We start from the raw sequence: 19,058 nt of genomic DNA, 5'->3' as shown, positions 1-19,058 counted from the left end.
TGGGTCAGAGGACCAGAAATCCTGCGGATCGCCGGGATCCGGGCCGGCGTCAGGCCTCGGCGATCGAGGCAGTGGAATAGGCCGAGATGGTCCGCCACCCCAGCGCCAGATAGAGCGCCCGGCCATCCTGCGTCGCGACCAGCAGTTCCGGCGTGTCCCGGTTCCGCTTCGTACCGCGGAGCGCCGCCATGACGGCGTTGCCCACGCCCTGCCGGCGGTGCTCGGGCGCCGTCTCGATGCGGTCGTAGATGAATGCCTCGGGCGTTTCGGCGGCATATCCGCTGGCCGCCAGATCCCCCGCGCCCGACCTGACCCGCACCGCGACGACCGCGCCGTTGCGATCGGTCTCGATCGTATAGCCCTTTGCGATCGGCCGTTCGGCATGGTCGCCATTGGTGGCGATCATGAAATAGCCGGGGTCGTGCAGCCGCCAGCGCCTCGGCAGCGCCGCGCGCAATTCATCCAAAGTCCCGCACAGTTTCAGGGCATGTCCGGGCGCGACGATCGTCCGGCCAAGTTCGACAAGCCCCGGACAGGGTTTTGGAAATACCCAGCGCTTCGCCTCGGTCGCCGAGTTGGTATCGACACGATAGCCGCCATGATCGGCAACCGGCGCCGGCAGGCCGCGCGCGAGCGAACGCGCCGCCAGCCAGGCATGGAGCATCATCGGATCGATTGCCGTATCGCTCATGGACGTGGCCAGCCCCCTCTCCCGCCGCACTGTGCGTCATAAAGGCGAAGATGGCGACAGCGTTCGATCCCGCTCTCGAATATGCCCGGCCCTATTGCCGGGCCGCCCAGTTCCGCATGGCCGCCGCCAGGAATTCGGCGAAGCCGGGCGCGATGCGTTCGTAACGCGCGACGAAGTCGGGATGGGCGAGATAGGTATCCGCCAGCCCGGCATAGGCGGACACCGTCGCGGTCCCGCCCCAGCTCGATTCCACCCAGGCGAAGTGCCGTTCGATCAGGGGATCGAGCGAGCACGCCTCGGGCAGAACGCCGCCGCGGAGCGCCGCAGCCAGCCCCTGCTCGACCGCTTTGAGCTCGGCCATCATCGCGTCCTTCTCCGCCGTGGACAGGCGTTCCATCCTACGACGGCCGGTTTCCAGCTGCGCCCTGATCCGGGAACCGTGCCTTTCTTCGAGCCAGGCCTCATATGCGGCCTGCGTCTCCGGATCGACGATACCGGAATAGAGTTCTGCGTCCTTCATTGCACGATCTCCTTCAAGTGCGGCGATCGTGCGGTCGATCGTCCGGAGGATTTCGGCGGAACGGGCCGCTTGCTCGGCGATGCGCGCACGCTGCCCCCTGAGCGCCGCGAGGCGATCGAAGTCGGGGGCATCGAGGATCGCACCGATCCTGCCCAGCGGGATGCCGAGCGCGCGGTGGATCAGGATCTGCTGCAGCCGCAGCAATTCCTCGCGGCAATAATAGCGATAGCCGTTCGCGCCGACATAAGCGGGTTCGAGCAGGCCGATCTCGTGATAGTGATGCAGCGTGCGCACGGAAACATGCGCCATCGCCGCCACTTCACTGACCGTGTATCTCTGCATCTGCATCTCCCGCGAATGTCCGCAGGACGCCCGATAATCCCTCACGCCGCGTCAGGGTCAACCCCCGGCAACCGGCATCCCTATCCCAGTGCGCGGACGACCCCGCTCATCGTGATCGCCAGCCCGCGACGCGCCTCCGCGTCGAGATTGGCGGTCTTGTAGATCTGGTGGGACAGGCGCCCGAGGACAAAAGTGTGGATCATGATCGTGGCTTCCGCCGCATCGACGCCGTTGACCAGCTCCACCTTGCCGTCGCGCCGCAATTCCTCGATCACGTCGCGGATCCGGGTTTCCCACAGCTCGGAATTGGCGATCAGCGCGGCGCGGATCGCGTCGTTGGAGGCGCCGATCGTCACCGCCTCCATCTCCAGCCGGCTGTCGGTATAGCTGAGGCCGCGCAGCATGAGTTCGAAGATCACATCCTCCAGCTCGGCCAGCGTCGATGCCGTGATCGCGCGATAGACGTCGCCGCGCTGGCCGATCAGCGCCAGCATGATCGCATCCTTGCTGGCGAAATGGGTATAGAGCGCGCCCTTGCTGATCCCCGCTTCCGCGCAGATATCGTCGACCGATGCCCCGCCGAAGCCGCGTTTCTCGAACTGGCGCATCGCGGCGTCCACGATATGCTGGCGTCGCTGGCGCATCGTGGCTTCGTCGAGTTTCGGCATGTCTGTCCTGTCCGCGCTTGCCGCCCGCTCATGGCCGGTCGATTGCGGCGGTATAAGGAACCGACTAGTCAGTCTCAATGACTTGTTTGCCCCCGCCCGCCCCGATCGCCCCGCGCCGGGCAGAGGCCGGATGGGATGCCGGCGCGGTCGCCCGGCTGGCCTTGCTCTGCGCGGTGCTGGGATCGGCCTGGGCCGCACGCTCGGTCTTCAGTCCCTTGCAGGATCTGGCGAAGGCGGATCTGGCGCTGAGCGATATCCAGCTCAGCCTGGTGCAGGGCGCGGCGATGTCGATCCCCTCCGCGCTGCTGTCGATCATGCTCGGGCGGATGATCGACACGCGCAACCGCACGCACATCCTGATCATGCTCGCGATGCTGACGATGCTGGGGTCGATGGCGACGGGCTTTTCCGCTTCGTTCGGCGATCTCGTCACCTGGCGCGCATTTGCCGGGCTCGGCATGCTGGAGGAAGCGGTGATATTCTCGCTCGTCGCCGACCTGTTTCCACCGGAACAGCGCGGCCGGGCCAATATCATGATCGTGGTCGGCGAATATGGCGGATCGGCGCTGGGCTTCGCGCTGGGGGGCTGGCTGCTGCCGCTGGCCGGATATCTGCCGCTGGCGTCCGGCCATGGCGACTGGCGCAACGTCCAGATCCTGTTCGGGATTGCCGGGCTGTTGCTCGCCCTGCCCCTTCTCCGGGTGAACGAGCCGGTTCGCCACGAATGCGGCAAAGCGGGCGCAGGGCTTCTCCAGGGGTGGCATGCGTTGCGGCGGCTCGGCGGCTTTCTTTGGCCGCTCCTGCTGGCACAGATCGCGATGATCACCGCGAACAATGCGGCGTCGGTCTGGGCGGTGCCGATCTTCATGCGCGATTTCGGCCTGTCCCCCATGCAGGTCGGCAGCCTGGCCGCCGTCATCATGACGGTACCGCCGCTGATCGGCGCCGCGCTCGGCGGCGTGATGGTCGACCGGCTGCGCACGCGGCGTGGCGGCACGATCCTTGTCGCGGTGTTCGCATCGGCCATCGCGGTGCCTGCCGCGCTGTTTCCCCTCAGCGCGAATACGGCCATCTCGGCAGCATTGCTGTCGGTGCTGATGATGGCGCATGCGGCGGCCGGGCTCAGCAGCTCCACGGTTGGGGTGCTGGCGATCCCCAACGAGCTGCGCGGACTGTGGTTCGGCATATGCGGCGTACCCACAGCGCTGATCAGCTTTGCGGCGGCGCCGACATTGGTGGCGTGGATCGGTGAGGGCGGCGCGCTTGCGACCTCGCTGGCGCTGGTCCTGTCGGTCTCCAGCCTGGTCGCCTTCGGCGGATATGTCGCATCCTGGCGGGCCCTGCGTGCATAGGCCCAGGCTGGTCTCCGCTATTCCGTCGGGCAGCGCCAGCAGATCAGCGGACCATCCTCTTCGTCCAGCCGCTCGCCGATACGGACGAAGCCGTTGCGGGCAAGCACGGTTTGCGAGGCGATGTTCTCGACGCCGGTTTCCGCGGTGACGGCGGAGACCCGCGCATCGGTGCGCGCCCAGGCGACGACATCGCGGATCGCATCGCTCGCCAGGCCGCGCCGCTGCCGGCTGGGTGCGATGCCGTAACCGATATCGACGATGCCGTCCCGGGGCGGACGCGTGACCGAGCAGAGCCCGACCACTTCATTGTCCGCGACGATCAGCCATGACGCAGGCGAGAAGCTTTCCCGGATCTGCGCGGCGAGCCCGGCCAGCATCTCGAGTATCTCGACCGGCGCGATCGGTGTGTCCGCCAGCGCGAAATCCCGCGGCGCGCGGCTCCGCAGGAAAGCGGCGTAATCCGCTGCGGTGGTTTCGACGATCATCATGTCCCTCGAACGGGACAATGCGCGCGCATTGTCCCGGGCATCACTCCGGCCCGACAATGCCCAGCAATTCGATGGTGAAGACCAAGGTCGCGCCACCCGGAATGGGGCCGCGGCCGATAGGGCCATAGGCCAGGTTCTGCGGGATCGCGAATTCGAAGGTGTCGCCGACGCTCATCAGCGGCACGCCTTCCTGCCAGCCACGGATCAGGCCGCGCAGCGGAAAGGTCGCAGGCTCGCCGCGCGCGATCGAGCTGTCGAATTCGGTGCCGTCAATCAGCCGCCCGGCATAATGGATGGTCACGACGTCCGCGACGGTCGGTCGCGGCCCCGATCCGTCACCCTTCACCCGGCGATAGCGAATGCCGCTCGCCGTCGCCCGCCAGCCTTCCGATGCGGGCAGGGTCAGCAGATAGAGCATCTGGCGATTGTGATAAGCGGCGTCCTGGCTGGGGCCTGCGGGCGGAGCCGGCTGCGCCAGTGCCGGGGCGGCACAAGCCATTGCGATTGCCATGGCCGACGCCATCCGTGTGAAACCCATTATAGCCTCCCCTTCCTACCGTCGCGCCGCATCGGCCGACATCGAACATGATGCGCGAGCGCGCGAAGTCCGCACATGATGCGTGCGGCGTTGGTGGCCGGTAAGCTGTCGGCGCGGGATAGGCAATGCGGCGCGCGTAGCCAGCGCTTTTCCAAGTTGGGATCGACCATTTCCCCCTGCGTCGATAGGCTTGCGCCGCATGAGCCAGCAGGCAAGGAAGGAAGCGCCCATCTACTCTCCGCAGGACCAGGACAGGGCAATCCACAGGACGGCAACAGCATTTGCTGCCATTGCGATGGTGGTGGGTGTCGTCCTGATCGTCGGTGCCGACGCCCACTCACTTGGCGGTATTGCCCGCGCAGTTTTGGGTATCGCGCTTTGTACAGGGTCGGCTATCGGTATGCGCGCTTATTGGACAAGGCTTTAGCCGGGACAAGCTTTTGCTGGGAACCGACAAGGCCCCAAGCGAGATGGGCCAGTCGCGCGCGCCATGCAACGGGCAACGCGCAGCCTCCAGGAATAGCGCCGGCGCTTGCTCGCCCCGATACTCCCCCCGAAGCCCTGAATTAAGGACATCCATGCCTCATCGCCTCGCCGTTGCCGTATCGGCAATATTTACTCTCGCAATCACCGCCACGGCTCATTGCGCCGAGCCGGTCGCCGATGTCCCCGAGGCGCTCAGGCAATGTGCCACCGGCCACGCGCTCGGCCTCGCCACAAAGCAGCCGGGCGACAGTCCCGATCGCATCGCCGAGACCACGCTGCAGCTTTGCTACCAGGAAAATCTGAAGGCGCAGAACGCCTTCCGTGCCGAACAGATGCGCCAGAGCCCGCCAGTCGATGCCGATGAACTTGTCGCGCTATGGGATGTGCGCCGCGTTGCATTCCACGCATCATTGGTGGCCGTCGTCTAGGTCTCCCGCGCCGCTCCGGCCTCGAAAACCGTCGATCAATCGCCCGCAAAATAGCGTGCAAAATCAAGCTAAGCCTGAAGATAGCCGAACGGCCAGGGCTTGTACGGCCCCAGCTCGGCATGGACGTCGCGCATGCGCCAGCGCAGGGCGGAAAGCTGGACCGATACGGCCCGCGCGGGCAATGGCACGTCCAGTGCCATGCTTTCGCCGGGCTCCAGCCGCTCCGCGCGACCACCGACGCTGCCCACGGCGCGGCCGCGCCGATCGAGGAAACGGATCTCGACATAGAGGTTGCGGTGCAGACTGTCGGTACGGTTGGTGAAGGCGCCGCGCCACACCGGATCGCCCGTCGGCCCGCGCACAACGTCGTTGCGGGTCAGCACGATGCTGTCGTCATCCTCACCGGCCGCCATACCCAGCAAGACGCCCAGAGACGCGCCGACGATCGCAACGACGCCAATTCCCACCCAATGCCGTTTCAGCATCACCGTCTCTCCATGCCGCAAGCAACGCGACGGCACAGGTATGGCGCACAGCGTTGCAGCGCTGATCCCGGCTGGAAGGAGAATTGGTGCAGGCGCTTTCGTCACCCCGAACGCGTTTCAGGGTCCATGCCCGGATTTTCGCTGCGGTTCGGATTGAAGCATGGATGCCGAAACGAGTTCAGCATGACGATGCAGGTCACCGCTCACGGACGGCCCACGCACATGCGGAGAGTTTAGACGCAGCCGCGAAATGCCCGCAATGGGTTCGCGGCGCACCGCTCTTCGTCAGATCCCGCCCTCACCCCGCGCACGCCGTCGCCTGCGCATATGGAGCGAAAACGCGATCAGGCAGAGCGCCGGGCCGAACCAGACGATCCAGTCCGGCGCCCCGATATGCCTCAAAAGCCTGACGCAGAGAAAGCCCACCGCGAAGGCCAGCAGGATGGGAATGCGGGGCGTCAACGCACTTCCGTATAGATATATTCGTGCTGACTATCCCGCACGGTCAGCGTGCGCTGCCCGTCCCTGGCGCCGATGACCGCATCGACGCCGATCGCGCCGCCGCCGGCAGAGACGATCGAGACCGTGCCGTCGGCATTCTTGCGGGTGGCAACGGGTCCTTCGATGAAGCCTGCCTTCATCCATTTCGTGCCGCCCCGATCGCTGAAAGCGATCTTGCCGTCGATCTGGCTGCGATAGTTTGCGGCGAGCCCAGCCAGCACCGCCGGATCGCCGGGCACGGTCAGCTTCGCGCGGCGGGCCTGCGCCTGCGCCTTGATGCGCGCAGCGACCGAGGCGACGTCGGCGGCCGCCTCCGGCTTGCCATCATAGACCACTTCCAGAATGCGGCGGAGGAACGGTGCGATCATCGATGCGCCGGGATCCGCATTGGTCAGGATGACCGCGCCGATGCCTTCGTCGGGCAGCGCGAAGAAGCTGCTGTGATAGCCCTGCAGCGTGCCGCCATGCGTGACGACAGTCACGCCCGAGACGATGCGCTCCATCAGGCCCATGCCGTACCAGCCATTCTCCCCAATCGGCACGCCATGCTTGCGGCGCTCGAGCAGATTGGCCTCGCTCACGATCCGCTTGCCCTCCGGCGTCAGCCCCTTGGACAGTTCGAGCTGCGCATAGCGCGCCATGTCCGCCGCGCTCGACCAGGCACCGCCAGCGGGGCGATGCGGGACGATCAGGTGGTTGAAGGTGTTGGGGATCTCGACCATGCGGCCGTCGACGTCGAGGCCATGGGGACGTGCCCAATCGCCGCGCTCGGCCGCTACATTGTCGAATGTCGTGTCGCGCATGCCGAGCGGTCCGAAGATGCGGGTCTGCATCGCCTTGTCGAAGGCCGCGCCCAGCTCCATCTTCGGATAGGCCAGATGGCCGCCCAAATAGCCCGCGGCCGAGGCCATCAGATTGTTATACTGGAACAGTTCGCCGAACTTGCTGGTCGGCTGCGTCTCCGCGAGCTGGCGGAACGTGTCGGACGCAGGCGCGCCGGCATCGGCCAGGATGAATGCATAATCCTTACGCGGCAGGCCGGTGCACGCGCAGACCAGATGCCGGACAAGCACGGACTTGGTCACTTCGTCGCTGCCCAGGCGGAACGATGGATAGAGATCGGTGACATGCTGGTCCCAGCGCAGCTTGCCTTCGTCGGCCAGCACGGAGAGCAGCAGCGTGGCCATGCCCTTGGTGTTCGACGCGACCATGAATTTGGTGTGCGCGGTCACCGGCTCGGTCGAACCGAGTTCACGCACGCCGACGCCGCCCTCCCAGACGACTTTGCCCTTGTCGATCAGCGCGATGCCGACGCCCGGCACTTCGAGTTCCTTGGCGGATTCGGCGATGAAATCGCGCAACAACTGAATCCGCTCGGGGGTCAGCCGATGCGCCGCCTTGCCGGCGAAGGTCTCGGGCGCATAGCCGGCGGGGCGCAGGCTGCCCTGGATGATCGACAGTGCGGCCGAGCGCTTGTTGGCGGTCGATTCCGCGCCATCCGCGATCATCACGGTCCAAATACTGTCCTTGCGCAGCGCCATGGCCGAGGCGACGGCGCGCTCGCTGGGCGAGGTTTCATACGAGATGCTGACGCGCTCGTCCCAGCCATCGCCGCGCGCGACGGGACTGACCAGCCGTACCGCGCGAGTCACGCCGGGCTTGTAGAGCGACCAGGCCTTGGCCGCTGCGGCCTGCGCATCGGCGGCGGCGCCGATTTCGATCACGGCGATATTGAGATCGGTCTCGGGCGAAGACAGGATCGTCGCCGGCCCTTTCACCGCCAGATTCCAATCCTTGGGCTGGGTATAGCTCATCCCCGATGCGGTCTTGCCCGGCGTGTCGGCGGCTGGCGCTTGTGCAAGCAGCGGCATGGGCAGGCACATCAGCGCCAGGGCGAGTGCGAATTTCACGGCGAACCTCTCAATCGATCGTTGGAAACCGGCCTGGACATGATGGCCTCGCCGAGTCGACCCGCGCGAAGCCCGCCAAAGCCAGCCTGATCGGAAACAAGCGTCTTAATCTGAGAAATGTCAATATTGATTGTTATAGCGATCTAATACAGTGCGACCGCGTCAATCGCGCTCTCTCCGCCTCGCGTGCCGCTTTTCGATACGCGGGTCTCGCCGGATCTTGCGACGCGGCTCCGCGGGCGGCGGTGGACGCTTTCGGCCGGGCACGAGATGGGTGCGAGCAGCTGCGCGGCAGCTCTGGCGGATGCGACGCCCGCCACAATTACAGACGAAAACGCGACACCCAATAACAACCGGATCAGGAATCCCGAAAATCATCGTTTCAAAATATAAGACATCAGAAACATTCCAGAAACATATGGACACACCTCCCGGAAACGTTGCGTTTTGAGGCATATTAAGCAGATTTTTTGGAAAAATTACTCAGCAGACAAATATATTACTGACTCAAATACCCGCCACTCACCTTGAATCCATCCATCCACTCCATACAATCGAGGAGCGGACCGGGCCCCTCTGGCGATCAGACGATCGTGATGTCGGACCGCATCGGGCAGGTCCGATGCTGGCATGGCGGGTTCTTTTCCTCATGCACGCGGCTGGGCGCCCGATCGATCAACGCATCGATTTGGAGGCAGTAATGAGTGCTGTATTTTACCGGTTGAGCCTGATGCATCGTCGTCTGGATCAGGAGATCAGGCGCGAAGCGAAGCGTCTTGCGCCCGATAGGTTCCGCCTGCTCAGGCTGAAGAAGCTGAAACTCGCGGTCAAGGATCGCCTGAACGGCCATTGGCGCCGCGAAATGGCGGTCGCTTGCTAAGCTGAAAACCCGAACGAGCGGTCCGGGTCCTCCGGGCCGCTCCGCATGGGCGCCCGCCGCGCGTGGCTGCCGAATGCAACATCCCGAAACTTCAAGGAAAAGAGTGAAGATGACCCCTGACGAGGCATTGCAGAGACTGCGCGAAGGCAATCGCGCATTTCTGGCGGGCGAGATCGAACCGGATATCGGCGCGGACCGGCGCCTGGAGCTTGCCAAGGGGCAAGCCCCCTTCTGCGCCTATGTCTCCTGTTCCGATAGCCGGGTTCCGCCCGAGTTGCTCTTCGGCCGCGGCCTGGGCGAGTTGTTCATCATCCGCAATGCCGGCAACACCGTCGACACCATCGCGATGGGATCGATCGAATTCGCGGTGGCCGAACTCGGCGTGTCGCTGGTGGTGGTCATGGGCCACGAAAGCTGCGGCGCGGTGAAGGCCGCAATGTCCGTGGTCAGCGAGAATGCCCGCTTTCCCGGCGCGATCGGCAATATGGTGGAACCGATCATCCCCGCCGTTCTGGAAGCGCGCGGCGAAGCCGGCGACCCGACCGAAGCGGCGGTGCGCCAGAATGTCCGCCGCGTGGTGCGCAAGCTGCGCGAGGGGAGCGATCCTCTGCTGATCGAGCCGCAAAAGACCGGAAAGCTGAAAGTGGTCGGCGCTTATTATCACCTTGAACGAGGCGAGGTCGATTTCTTCGATCTGCCGTGAAGCCTCGCATCCGGAGCAGGGAAACACCCCTGCTCCGGGAACATTCGTCAGATACGCGGCAATCCGTCCATGATCGCGGTGAGCGCCAGCGCATTCTCGCGCTCCATCGCGCTGTGCCCGGCATTGGTGAAGACCAGGCTGGCCGGCTCCGCGCCGGCACCCTGCAATGCCGCGACCAGGCGCGATGCCTGGGTGAGCGGGCAGACCTGGTCGAAGCGTCCATGGACGATATGGACCGGAATCGATGCCAGCGTCGCCGCATTGTCCTCGAAATGGCTGGCCGGCAGGAACAGCGCGTTCGCGAAATAATGCGCTTCGATCTGCGCGAAGCAGAGTGCGAAATCCGCTTCGCCGAATTTCCCGGTATCGGCAGCCTCCGGGATCATGTTCGAGGTAGCACCTTCCCAGACCGACCAAGCGAGCGCCGCGGCAAGCTGCCGCTCGCGCGCCTCGGCCGTCGTCGGAACCAGGTCGAAGATCGCCTTGTACGATGCCATCACGTCCTGGCGCTCCTCCGGCGTCAGGATCGCCAGGAAATCGCGCCACTCGTCGGGATAGTGGATATAGGCGCCCGGCGTGGTGAGCCCGTACGGATCCTCATGCCAGGTCGCCGCATTGCCCTGGTAGAAATAATGGAGATCCGCCGTCGAGCCGAGAAAGATGCCGCGCAGGACCAGGCTGGCGCAATTGGCCGGATGCGCGATCGCATAGGCCATGGCGAGCGTGCTGCCCCAGCTGCCGCCGAAGACATGCATGGGACCGGCGATGCCGAGATGGTCGCGCAGCTTCTCGATATCCGCGATGAGCAGATCGGTGGTGTTGCGCTGAAGCGCGACCGCCGCCCCCGCCGAGGCGACATTGGGCTCGCTCTTGCCGCATCCGCGCTGGTCGAAAAGAATGACGCGGTAGCGTGCGGGATCGAAGAAACGCGCCATGACCGGCGCGCATGCGCCGCCGGGACCGCCATGGAGGAACATCACCGGCTCGCCGTCGCGATTGCCATACTCCTCCCAGTAAAGCCGATGGGCCGGCTCCGCATCGACCTGGAGCCATCCGCTGTCGAGCAGGGGCGGCTGCGGATATTTCCAGCCTTCGCCAATCTTGCTCGACGATTCCAGCTGCGAAAAATCCATAATCCGTCCTTTCCTGTTCGGTATCCGGCCAACCACATCAATCCGCGAAACGGCGCCGGGCACCTGTTCGCTCTGCCCCCGCTCTATACACATGTCGCGGAGAGGATGGAGAGGCACATCACCCCAGACAGGCATCCACCAGCCGGGCAAGGCTTTCGCCGCCGCGGATCGGATCGGCGACGGGCAGGTTCAGCCTCGCACTCTCTTCATCGAGCACGCGTTGGGCCTCGTCGGGCGTCAGCGCGGCGGTGTTGAGCGAGATGCCGGCACAGCGGATCCCGGGATTGGTTCTGGCGCCGAGCCGCAGGTGCAGCGCGATCGCCTCTTCGATGCCGGGCGTCTCGAAAGCCGGATAGCCCGCAACATGGGTGCGCCCGACGGCATGGCACAGGACGATCACATCGGGCTGGCTGCCATGGAGAAGACCCAGCGAAACCGCCGCATAGGCAGGATGGAAGATCGAGCCCTGCCCTTCGATCACATCCCAATGCGCCGGCGGCGCATCGGGGCTGAGCATCTCCGCGGCGCCCGCCTCGAAATCGGAGATCACCGCATCGATCGGCATACCGCCACCGGCGATCATGATCCCGGTCTGCCCCGTCGCGCGGAAGTCCGCATCATGCCCACGCGCCTGGAATGCCTTCGCAAGCGCGAGCGCGGTATATTTCTTGCCGAGCGCGCAATCGGTGCCGACCGTCAGCAGGCGTTTGCCGCTGCGCTTGCGCCCGGTCGCGATGGGAATGTCCGACGGCGGAACCCGCACGTCGAACAAGGTGCGGCCATGCCGCTCGGCCGTATCCTTCAGCACCGGAATATCCGCGAGGCGGATATGCATTCCCGAAACCAGATCCAGTCCGGCTTCCAGCGCCGCGACCAGATCGGGCATCCATTCGTCGGGGATCCCGCCGCCGATCGTCGCGACGCCGATCACCATCGATCGGGCGCCGCGCGCGACGGCGTCGGCCAGGGGAAGACGCGGCAATCCGATCGTGAAGGCGCTTGCGCCGCACGCAAATTCGGCCAGGCATTTTTCGGGCGCCCAATCCTTCAACCCAAGCGCGGTCTTGGCAAAGGCTGAAGAAGAGGGATCACCCAAAAAGAGGATATAGGGCGCAGGCAGTTCAATCATGGTTCGACATTCTCTCTGCTGCCGAGGCCCTTTTCGTCATCATCAGAAGTTGGCGCGAACGCCGACATAGAATTTGCGGCCGATCACGTCGTAGATCGACGCATTGGTCGCCGAATTCGAGATGAAGTCGACAGGCGCGATCGGCGGCTTGCGATCGAACAGATTGTCGACGCCACCATAGATTTCCGTTTTTCCGCTCCCGAGCAGCCCGTCGATCTTGAATTTGACCGACATGTCCACATAGACCACCGCGCCGATGTGATTTTCCTCCTTCGACAAATCCTCCGGACCGAAGGTGACGTCATAGAGTCCGCCGTTGATGTAGCGCGTCTGGACAAAGGCACCCCAACGATCAGTTTCGTAATTCGCCGAAAGCGTTGCCTTGAAATCGGGCATGCCACCAGCATTGCGCCCGCCCACTTCTCCGGCCACGTCGAGCACTGTGCCGCCGTCAGGCGAGATCCTCTTGTGGATCAAATAGCTTGCCACACCACCGAGGCTGAGCGTGCCATTGCCCAGGTCCGTCGTATAGCGCGCTTCGAAATCCAGCCCCTGCAGCTTGTAGGTACCCAGGTTCAGATTCTGTTGCTTGACCTCCAGCAATTCCTTGTCGGGGCCGAAGGTGATCAGCGAACAGATATCCTGCTCGCCATCGAAGCAGCGGTTCACAATATCCTGCGCACCAAGCGATCCGATCGCGCCTTTCAGGTTGATATCCCACCAGTCGAGCGAAGCGCGGAACTTGCCGAGCGTCAGAACACCGCCGAAAGTCTTGGTGATCGCCCGTTCTTCCTTGAGGTCGGGATTGCCAGAAAGCGGAACCTGGACGAGCCCAGTCTCGTCACCATCGACAAACGGATTGTCGAGATTGGTGAACAGCAGCACCTTTTTGACGAAGGACTCGCCGATGCTGGGCGCGCGGATGTCGCGAGAGATGGTGCCGCGGAAGCGCAGGAAATCCACCGGCTCGAACGTGAGGCCGGCTTTCCAAGTCACGACATTCCCCATCGTCGAATAATGGGTGTAGCGCGCCGCACCGTTGAAATCGAGCTTCTGCGCGCCGTCGAGCAGCGGCACCGCGATTTCCGCAAAACCTTCAGTCACGTCGTACTTGCCGTCGAGCGGCTGCGCATTGACGATCAGGAATTCTGCATTCTCGTTGGGCGAATTGACGGTGCGGTGAAGCTTCTGGCTGCGATGCTCACCACCCACGGTCGCGCGGATCGGGCCCGCCCAGCCGTTGAACAACTCTCCGCCGATCTCGCCCGCGAAAACGGTCTGCTCGATGCGCGTGTTCGAAATGCCGGTTTCGGTAATGTAATCGATCGCCGCCTGGCTGGGCGAGCCCTTGCCGAACAGGTTGATCGGCACGCAGGCCGGATCATTGTCCGCCGGATTGGCATTGACGTTGACGCGACACGAGATGGTGTTGCCCACCTTCACAGCATCAGCAGCCCGGTCAAGGTTACTAACGATCAGGTTGTTATACTGTTTGTTGCTGAAATCGGTCCGGCCATATTGGCCAGACACTTCCCAGTTCCAGCTCGATCCGAAATCGCCCTTTAATCCGCCTACAAAGCGCATGCTTTCCGTCACCGAGGCGGAGGTGATCGGTGGGAATTCCTCGAATGTCCGGTACAGTTTGAAGGACTGGCCGAGTGCCGCGATATTAGCGGGCAGATAAGGATTGTCGGGCGTGATCGTCAAACGACCGAACGAAAAAGCGTTGACGAGCGCACCGCGCGACTTGGACCGCGCAAAGCTCGCTTCGACAAACGCATTCACACTATCTGAGATGTCGTAGTTGGCGGCACCGAGGACGTTGAAGCGCTGAGTGGGCACGACCAGCGCGGTTTGGTCGGCAAGGCGCGATCCGCTGCCGCCGATCATCAGCGTGCCCCCGATTTCACCGAGCACGCGCTGCCGCGCCGTGCCGTCCGGGAAGAATTCCAGATTGCCCGTTGCCCCACCAGGCAGCGTCACACCGTTGGGGCTGCCGACGAACAGCACGGCATTGTCGCGGAAAACGAACTGCGGAATGCCGTCGTGCTCATCGACGTTCGCGGGGTTGGAGACGATCGCCGGGCTCCGGCGCTGCCATTTGCGCGCCGATGCTTTTGGAATGCCCTTGTTATCGTCATAGTCCGCCGCAAGCAGGAAATGCCCTCGCCCACCGGCGAATGCGCTGCCCCATGCGGCCGACAGACGCAGGTTACCGGCATCCCCCTTGTCGGAAATACCGTATTGGGCATTGAGCTTCAGCCCGTCGAGCTTTTCGTCATAAATCAGGTTGATGACGCCCGAAATCGCATCCGAGCCATAAGCAGCCGATGCACCGCCGGTGACGACCTCGACGCGCTGGATGGCGAGCGAGGGTACGACGTTGAGATCGACATTCTCGAATTCATCGAACGGCGTCGAGCGCCGGCCATTGACGAGGACGAGGTTGCGGTTGGTGCCGAGACCACGAAGATCGACCACGTTCACACCGTTCTGGCGGCTGTTGAGGTTCGTCGACGCAGGCGTCAGCGTGCCGGTGAAGGCCGGGATTTCGTTGAGGACATTGGCGACGTTGGTCGTGCCGCGCTGGTCGATCAGTTCGGTGCCGATCGACAGGACCGGCGTTGGCGCCTCGAAATTGCCCTTGATGCGCGACCCGGTGACGGTGATCAGGCCGTCATCCTCTGCTGCATCGGCGGCTGCCTGCTCCGCCGGCTGATCGGCCGGAACGGTCTGCGCAAAGGCGGGCACCGCCATCACCCAAAGCGCGACGCCAGACAAAATCTTCAAATTGCTCGAGAAAGTCATGTCCATCCCCTTCTGGCCCCGAGCGATTCAGTCGCATTGTCGGGGCGTTGGTGCGTCCGATAGTACATTTATGATCAGGATTAAAGCAGCCTTATTTGAAATTTTGGCAGCATTAATTTCCAATCCGGATGTCGGACAGCCGATCCCGGATGCGCGCGCCGACACCCGAACGACGCGGAATCGGGTCATTGCAACGCCCGCGGACCGCCATAAATTCGCTGCAATTCCGCCCAAACCTGCCCGGCCAGGATGGGGAGGGGTCGATCGACATGTTGCCCGCAAGGATGACGTCGCCGCTGGCAACGCTGCTGCCGTTCGAGGATGAACATATCGAGCCGTTGAGAGCAGCGTGCGCAGCGGATCCGGATATCTGGGAAATCTATCCGATCTCCATGCTCGGCGAGCATTTCGACGCCTCGCTGGGCTTTATCCGCGCAAGGCCCAACTGGACGATGTTCGCCGCGTTCCACGCCGGCGAACTCGTCGGGATGACAAGCTTCATCGGCATGACCGAAGCCGACCGGATCGAGATCGGCGCCACCTATATCGCCCCAAAGGTTCGCGGTGGCCCTTTCAACGCCGAGATGAAGCGCCTGATGATCGACCGTGCATTCACCCAGGGCTTCGCCGCGATCCAGTTCCGCATCGACACGCGCAACGGACGGTCGATGAGGGCCGTCGAGAAACTCGGCGCGAAACGGGTGACGGTGATCGAGGCCGATATGCGGACATGGACAGGCTTTGTCCGCGACACCGCAGTCTATTGCCTGGAACGGAGCGAATGGTGCCCTACGGGCTAACGCCCTAGAAGTTCAGGCTGTGCTCGTTGAGTTTGCCATGGGTGAAGATGGCGTTGAGCACCCGATCCTCGCAGGACGATATCATCATGATCGTATATCTGCGGATCTCGTCGGTCTGGTTGTCCTTCACCAGGTCGAGCAGCCCGCTATGCTGTTCCCATTGATAGGGCAGCGACTTGGTCAGCTTGATGTAGATCCAGTAGATCCGCATCGTCGTTTCCTCGAGTTGCCGGATCCAGCTGATCAACAGCGGAAACTGCGTCTGCTGCGCGATATAGATGTTGAAGTCCCGGTTCGCCTTCAGCAGCCTCAGCGCATCCTCGTCGCTGTCGATCGGCCCGTCGTGGAAGACGGCATCGTTGCGGCGCCTGAATTCGGCTTCTTCGATCTGGGGCGAGATCATCGAGAGCACGCTGGGCTCGACCATCTTGCGGATCATGAAATTCTCTTTCACGTCCTTCAGCGTCAGCGACGATATGCGCGTGATCCTGGGTGAGGGCGACACCATGAATTGCTGCGCGGTCATCTGTTCCATGGCATTGCGCGCGGCGGTGCGGCTGATGTCGAACATGCGCGTCAGGATATTCTCCGACACTTTCTGGCCGGGGGCGAGACGCTGCGTCACGATCGCATCCATGATCCGGTCATAGACTTCCAGCGTATCCTTGTCCGCCTGTGCCTCGCCTGCGATCGTCATTCCGGGCCGCCCTCCTGCCACCGACCCTACAATCAAGACAAAACAAATCAAATGCATCGACGTGCGGCACCCCGCCTTCCTTCCCCGCGCATTCAAACCGGCCGGAACGCCTAAGATCAAGCGGCGTGTTGCAGCGAAGCGAAGATCGCGCGACACTCGCACCATCCGATCGCGAAGGAGAATGACATGTCGAGACTGGGCACGGCCCTAGCCGCAATCGCCCTTTCAGGCGCACTGGTCGCGTGCGGCACGGCTTCCGCGCCCGTCCCTGCCGACAATGTTGCGGCGAACGATGTCGTGGACAATGTCGCCAATATGGCAATGGGTGAGACGCCCACCGTGATCGCCGCCAGCTATGACTGCAAGCCCGCGATGAAGGTCGATGTCGTCTACGACAACAGCGATCCCGAAACGTCCAGGGCAAAGGTGACGATCGACGGCAAGGCTTACGACATGACCATTGCCCGTTCCGCATCCGGCGCGCGCTATGCCACCGATGCGGGCCGCAGCCCCGGCAAGACGCTGGTGTGGTGGAACAAGGGCAATGACGGCACCCTGCTGGAAGGCAAGGCGGGTGCGGCGGATGCCACGGAGGAAACGATCGTCGCCAGCTGCACCGGAAAAGGCTGAGCGGCGATCAGCGCTTCGGACAGCCCTCGACACGGACATCGCCGAGCGGAGCGCCCTTTCGATCGACATAATGATGGTTCACGGTCACGCCGTCGGCGATCAGCATGCGCAAGAGCTTGTCCGAACAGATGCTGGCGGCCACGACGTCACGAACGACTTCCTGCCGCGCGCTGTCCGCAGTGGTGGATTTATAGGCATAGGTGATCTCCGTGCCATCGGCGGAGGCGCGCTCGAAGACGAGACCACCCTCCAGGCGGCGGCCGCGCACTGCATCGGCCTTTGCCGCAATCTCCGCGAGCTGCGCCGCGACATCCTCGCGATTGAGAAAGCCGGCGTCGAGCATCTCGCGATGCGAGGGATACCACATGCTTGCAGCCGGCGTGGAGGCCGCCTTGCGGACGAATGCCTCCGCGACGCCGGCATCGTCCAGCGCGTCGCTCATCACCGGCGCCAACAGCCGGTTGTCGCTTTCGGAATAGCCATCCATGGTCGCCTGGTGGAAGCCGATCTCCGCCGCATAGGATGCGCTCCTCTCCCGCCCCGCGACAAGCACGACGGTACAGGCCGACAGGCAATATTCGCGGGCATGCGTCCTCAGCCCGGCGGCGCGGATCGCATCGGCGATCGTACGCGCCTCCATCAAACGGCCGCCGATCGAACGCAGGATCACGGTGCTGGCCTTGGGATATCGGCTCAGGATCGCGGCGAAGCGCGCACCGGCCCCTTCCGATAGCGGCCCGTCGACGGTGATACGATCGGCAGATCCCCGCATCGACGCCGGCGGCCCCAGCGGGTCATGACCGCTGGCGATCTGGAAAAGCTCGTTCGCGGTACTGAATCTGCCGGGCAACCCCAATGCCGCGATCAGCAACAAGACAATGAGCAGCGCGCGACCGGCGAACTTCACCTTGAGCGGATGGTGGGCAAAGGATCGCCAGATGCCGATGGCCGCCCACGCAATGATGATCGCAACCACACCATACCAGGCCAGCTCGATGGACGTGGTGACCCTGAGCGATGATGTGAGCTGCATCAATCCCACCATCAACAGCCGAAAGCCGGCAGCCAATATCGGCGCGATCAGCACGCCGCCGACCAGGAATGCGCTCAGCGGCGAGAGCTCACCGCGCCAGTGTTTGCGGATCAGCATCATCACTACGAGAATTCCCGCGCCATCCCTATGAAGTCACGGCGATCCGGATGAGGATCTGCAGCCCGACATACAGCGCTGCCGTCAATACCGTCCGTCCGGTCGAATTGCCGACCGCCACGACATATGTGTCGGTTTCGTCGTCCCACGACGTGGTGCCGTTGGCGGCAACGCTGTTGTACGCCGAAACGAAGCCGACCAGATTCAGCAATGGGATACCCATCACATATCCCCGGAAATAGACACGCAGGTTGCGGTTGAGCGCAACGTCGAGCGACGGCCTTTCGCCATTGCGATCGCGGACGACGAGGCCGGCGACAAGCTTGCCCAACGAACGTCCCCAGAGCGAGACGATGCAGGCATCGGCGATCAATGCCAGCGGAATGATGAACAGATTGGCGAGCAGATCGCCTGCGGGACCGGTGAAGACCGGCGCCGAAAAAAGACTGGGAAACAACAGGCCGATCAGGAACGCGATCGGAAGCGACACCACCGTCAGATCGAGCGCCCGGGCCCATAATCGCGTCCAGGCGCCGGCGAGCAGCGCCTCCTCCGCCTCGCTCGCGACCTCGGCTTCAGCCTCGGCGTCTCCCCACTGCTCTTGCGCGGCTTCCATCACGCCTCTCCTCTGCCCCGGACGGAAGCATGGCGGCTCAGCCGTCCAGCGGCAAGGAATGTGGTCCATTTCGGATGAATCTCGCCCGTCGGAGGCAACCGAT

The 19,058-nt window shown here is 63.6% G+C and carries 21 protein-coding genes; 7 read left to right on the top strand and 14 right to left on the bottom strand.

Going from position 1 to position 19,058, the window contains the following annotated elements; all coding sequences use genetic code 11:
- Nucleotides 1-49 precede the first annotated feature (49 nt).
- From AC3WN8_RS14000 to AC3WN8_RS13990, 3 genes are all read right to left on the bottom strand, one after another.
- The gene (locus tag AC3WN8_RS14000) at nucleotides 50-691 is read right to left on the bottom strand and encodes a GNAT family N-acetyltransferase (RefSeq protein ID WP_492670056.1); all 642 of its coding nucleotides are present in this window, start codon (nucleotides 689-691) and stop codon (nucleotides 50-52) included.
- Nucleotides 692-782: 91 nt separating this feature from the next.
- On the bottom strand, nucleotides 783-1,553 hold the full coding sequence (locus tag AC3WN8_RS13995; RefSeq protein ID WP_492670055.1) for a MerR family transcriptional regulator: 771 nt from the start codon (nucleotides 1,551-1,553) through the stop codon (nucleotides 783-785).
- Nucleotides 1,554-1,633: 80 nt separating this feature from the next.
- A complete protein-coding gene (locus AC3WN8_RS13990; RefSeq protein WP_492670054.1) occupies nucleotides 1,634-2,221 on the bottom strand; it encodes a TetR/AcrR family transcriptional regulator in 588 nt (195 codons plus the stop codon).
- Between the two features lie 77 nt (nucleotides 2,222-2,298).
- On the opposite strand from AC3WN8_RS13990, the gene AC3WN8_RS13985 reads away from it, so the two are divergent.
- Complete coding sequence (locus AC3WN8_RS13985) at nucleotides 2,299-3,573, top strand: MFS transporter (protein WP_492670053.1); 1,275 nt, start codon at nucleotides 2,299-2,301, stop codon at nucleotides 3,571-3,573.
- Nucleotides 3,574-3,590: 17 nt separating this feature from the next.
- Here AC3WN8_RS13985 and AC3WN8_RS13980 read toward each other — a convergent pair whose 3' ends face one another.
- Both AC3WN8_RS13980 and AC3WN8_RS13975 read right to left on the bottom strand, forming a co-directional pair.
- The gene (locus AC3WN8_RS13980) at nucleotides 3,591-4,058 is read right to left on the bottom strand and encodes a GNAT family N-acetyltransferase (RefSeq protein WP_492670052.1); all 468 of its coding nucleotides are present in this window, start codon (nucleotides 4,056-4,058) and stop codon (nucleotides 3,591-3,593) included.
- 43 nt (nucleotides 4,059-4,101) lie between these two features.
- Complete coding sequence (locus AC3WN8_RS13975; protein ID WP_492670051.1) at nucleotides 4,102-4,599, bottom strand: FKBP-type peptidyl-prolyl cis-trans isomerase; 498 nt, start codon at nucleotides 4,597-4,599, stop codon at nucleotides 4,102-4,104.
- A 199-nt stretch (nucleotides 4,600-4,798) separates the two neighbouring features.
- On the opposite strand from AC3WN8_RS13975, the gene AC3WN8_RS13970 reads away from it, so the two are divergent.
- Complete coding sequence (locus AC3WN8_RS13970) at nucleotides 4,799-5,026, top strand: hypothetical protein (protein ID WP_492670050.1); 228 nt, start codon at nucleotides 4,799-4,801, stop codon at nucleotides 5,024-5,026.
- Between the two features lie 151 nt (nucleotides 5,027-5,177).
- Nucleotides 5,178-5,513: a hypothetical protein gene (locus AC3WN8_RS13965; RefSeq protein WP_492670049.1), complete on the top strand. Its 336-nt coding sequence runs from the start codon at nucleotides 5,178-5,180 to the stop codon at nucleotides 5,511-5,513.
- A 68-nt stretch (nucleotides 5,514-5,581) separates the two neighbouring features.
- Here the strand turns inward: AC3WN8_RS13965 and AC3WN8_RS13960 are convergent, their stop codons facing one another.
- From AC3WN8_RS13960 to AC3WN8_RS13950, 3 genes are all read right to left on the bottom strand, one after another.
- Nucleotides 5,582-5,998 carry an FxLYD domain-containing protein gene (locus AC3WN8_RS13960; RefSeq protein ID WP_492670048.1) on the bottom strand — a complete coding sequence of 139 codons (417 nt, stop codon included), beginning with the start codon at nucleotides 5,996-5,998 and terminating at the stop codon, nucleotides 5,582-5,584.
- 285 nt (nucleotides 5,999-6,283) lie between these two features.
- Complete coding sequence (locus tag AC3WN8_RS13955; protein WP_492670047.1) at nucleotides 6,284-6,460, bottom strand: hypothetical protein; 177 nt, start codon at nucleotides 6,458-6,460, stop codon at nucleotides 6,284-6,286.
- The gene (locus AC3WN8_RS13950; RefSeq protein ID WP_492670046.1) at nucleotides 6,457-8,409 is read right to left on the bottom strand and encodes a serine hydrolase domain-containing protein; all 1,953 of its coding nucleotides are present in this window, start codon (nucleotides 8,407-8,409) and stop codon (nucleotides 6,457-6,459) included. Before AC3WN8_RS13950 ends, AC3WN8_RS13955 begins: the two co-directional genes overlap by 4 nt.
- 700 nt (nucleotides 8,410-9,109) lie before the next feature.
- Between AC3WN8_RS13950 and AC3WN8_RS13945 the strand changes: the two genes are divergently transcribed.
- On the top strand, nucleotides 9,110-9,289 hold the full coding sequence (locus tag AC3WN8_RS13945; RefSeq protein WP_492670045.1) for a DUF465 domain-containing protein: 180 nt from the start codon (nucleotides 9,110-9,112) through the stop codon (nucleotides 9,287-9,289).
- Nucleotides 9,290-9,398: 109 nt separating this feature from the next.
- Nucleotides 9,399-9,992 carry a carbonic anhydrase gene (locus tag AC3WN8_RS13940; RefSeq protein WP_492670044.1) on the top strand — a complete coding sequence of 198 codons (594 nt, stop codon included), beginning with the start codon at nucleotides 9,399-9,401 and terminating at the stop codon, nucleotides 9,990-9,992.
- Between the two features lie 47 nt (nucleotides 9,993-10,039).
- On the opposite strand, the gene pip is transcribed toward AC3WN8_RS13940, so the two are convergent.
- The 3 genes from pip to AC3WN8_RS13925 form a co-directional block, all read right to left on the bottom strand.
- On the bottom strand, nucleotides 10,040-11,125 hold the full coding sequence (gene pip, locus AC3WN8_RS13935; protein WP_492670043.1) for a prolyl aminopeptidase: 1,086 nt from the start codon (nucleotides 11,123-11,125) through the stop codon (nucleotides 10,040-10,042).
- A gap of 118 nt (nucleotides 11,126-11,243) precedes the next feature.
- Nucleotides 11,244-12,254 (bottom strand): N-acetyltransferase DgcN family protein, encoded by a 1,011-nt coding sequence (locus AC3WN8_RS13930; RefSeq protein ID WP_492670042.1) that lies wholly within the window; start codon nucleotides 12,252-12,254, stop codon nucleotides 11,244-11,246.
- 42 nt (nucleotides 12,255-12,296) lie between these two features.
- Nucleotides 12,297-15,062, bottom strand: coding sequence for a TonB-dependent receptor domain-containing protein (locus AC3WN8_RS13925; RefSeq protein WP_492670041.1), 2,766 nt, complete (start codon nucleotides 15,060-15,062; stop codon nucleotides 12,297-12,299).
- Nucleotides 15,063-15,331: 269 nt separating this feature from the next.
- Here AC3WN8_RS13925 and AC3WN8_RS13920 point away from each other — a divergent pair, with 269 nt between their 5' ends.
- Nucleotides 15,332-15,862: a GNAT family N-acetyltransferase gene (locus AC3WN8_RS13920; RefSeq protein WP_492670040.1), complete on the top strand. Its 531-nt coding sequence runs from the start codon at nucleotides 15,332-15,334 to the stop codon at nucleotides 15,860-15,862.
- A 4-nt stretch (nucleotides 15,863-15,866) separates the two neighbouring features.
- Here AC3WN8_RS13920 and AC3WN8_RS13915 read toward each other — a convergent pair whose 3' ends face one another.
- On the bottom strand, nucleotides 15,867-16,559 hold the full coding sequence (locus AC3WN8_RS13915; protein ID WP_492670039.1) for a GntR family transcriptional regulator: 693 nt from the start codon (nucleotides 16,557-16,559) through the stop codon (nucleotides 15,867-15,869).
- A gap of 186 nt (nucleotides 16,560-16,745) precedes the next feature.
- On the opposite strand from AC3WN8_RS13915, the gene AC3WN8_RS13910 reads away from it, so the two are divergent.
- Complete coding sequence (locus tag AC3WN8_RS13910) at nucleotides 16,746-17,189, top strand: MliC family protein (protein WP_492670038.1); 444 nt, start codon at nucleotides 16,746-16,748, stop codon at nucleotides 17,187-17,189.
- A gap of 7 nt (nucleotides 17,190-17,196) precedes the next feature.
- Here the strand turns inward: AC3WN8_RS13910 and AC3WN8_RS13905 are convergent, their stop codons facing one another.
- Together AC3WN8_RS13905 and AC3WN8_RS13900 are read right to left on the bottom strand one after the other, a co-directional pair.
- On the bottom strand, nucleotides 17,197-18,345 hold the full coding sequence (locus AC3WN8_RS13905; RefSeq protein WP_492670037.1) for a COG3904 family protein: 1,149 nt from the start codon (nucleotides 18,343-18,345) through the stop codon (nucleotides 17,197-17,199).
- Nucleotides 18,346-18,367: 22 nt separating this feature from the next.
- Nucleotides 18,368-18,955 (bottom strand): RDD family protein, encoded by a 588-nt coding sequence (locus AC3WN8_RS13900; RefSeq protein WP_492670036.1) that lies wholly within the window; start codon nucleotides 18,953-18,955, stop codon nucleotides 18,368-18,370.
- Nucleotides 18,956-19,058 lie beyond the last annotated feature (103 nt).

Source organism: Sphingobium sp. FW305-3-2-15-F-TSA7 (assembly GCF_058787155.1).
The sequence above is the reverse complement of the archived record's forward strand: the minus strand, read 5'-3'. Positions and strand labels throughout refer to the sequence as shown.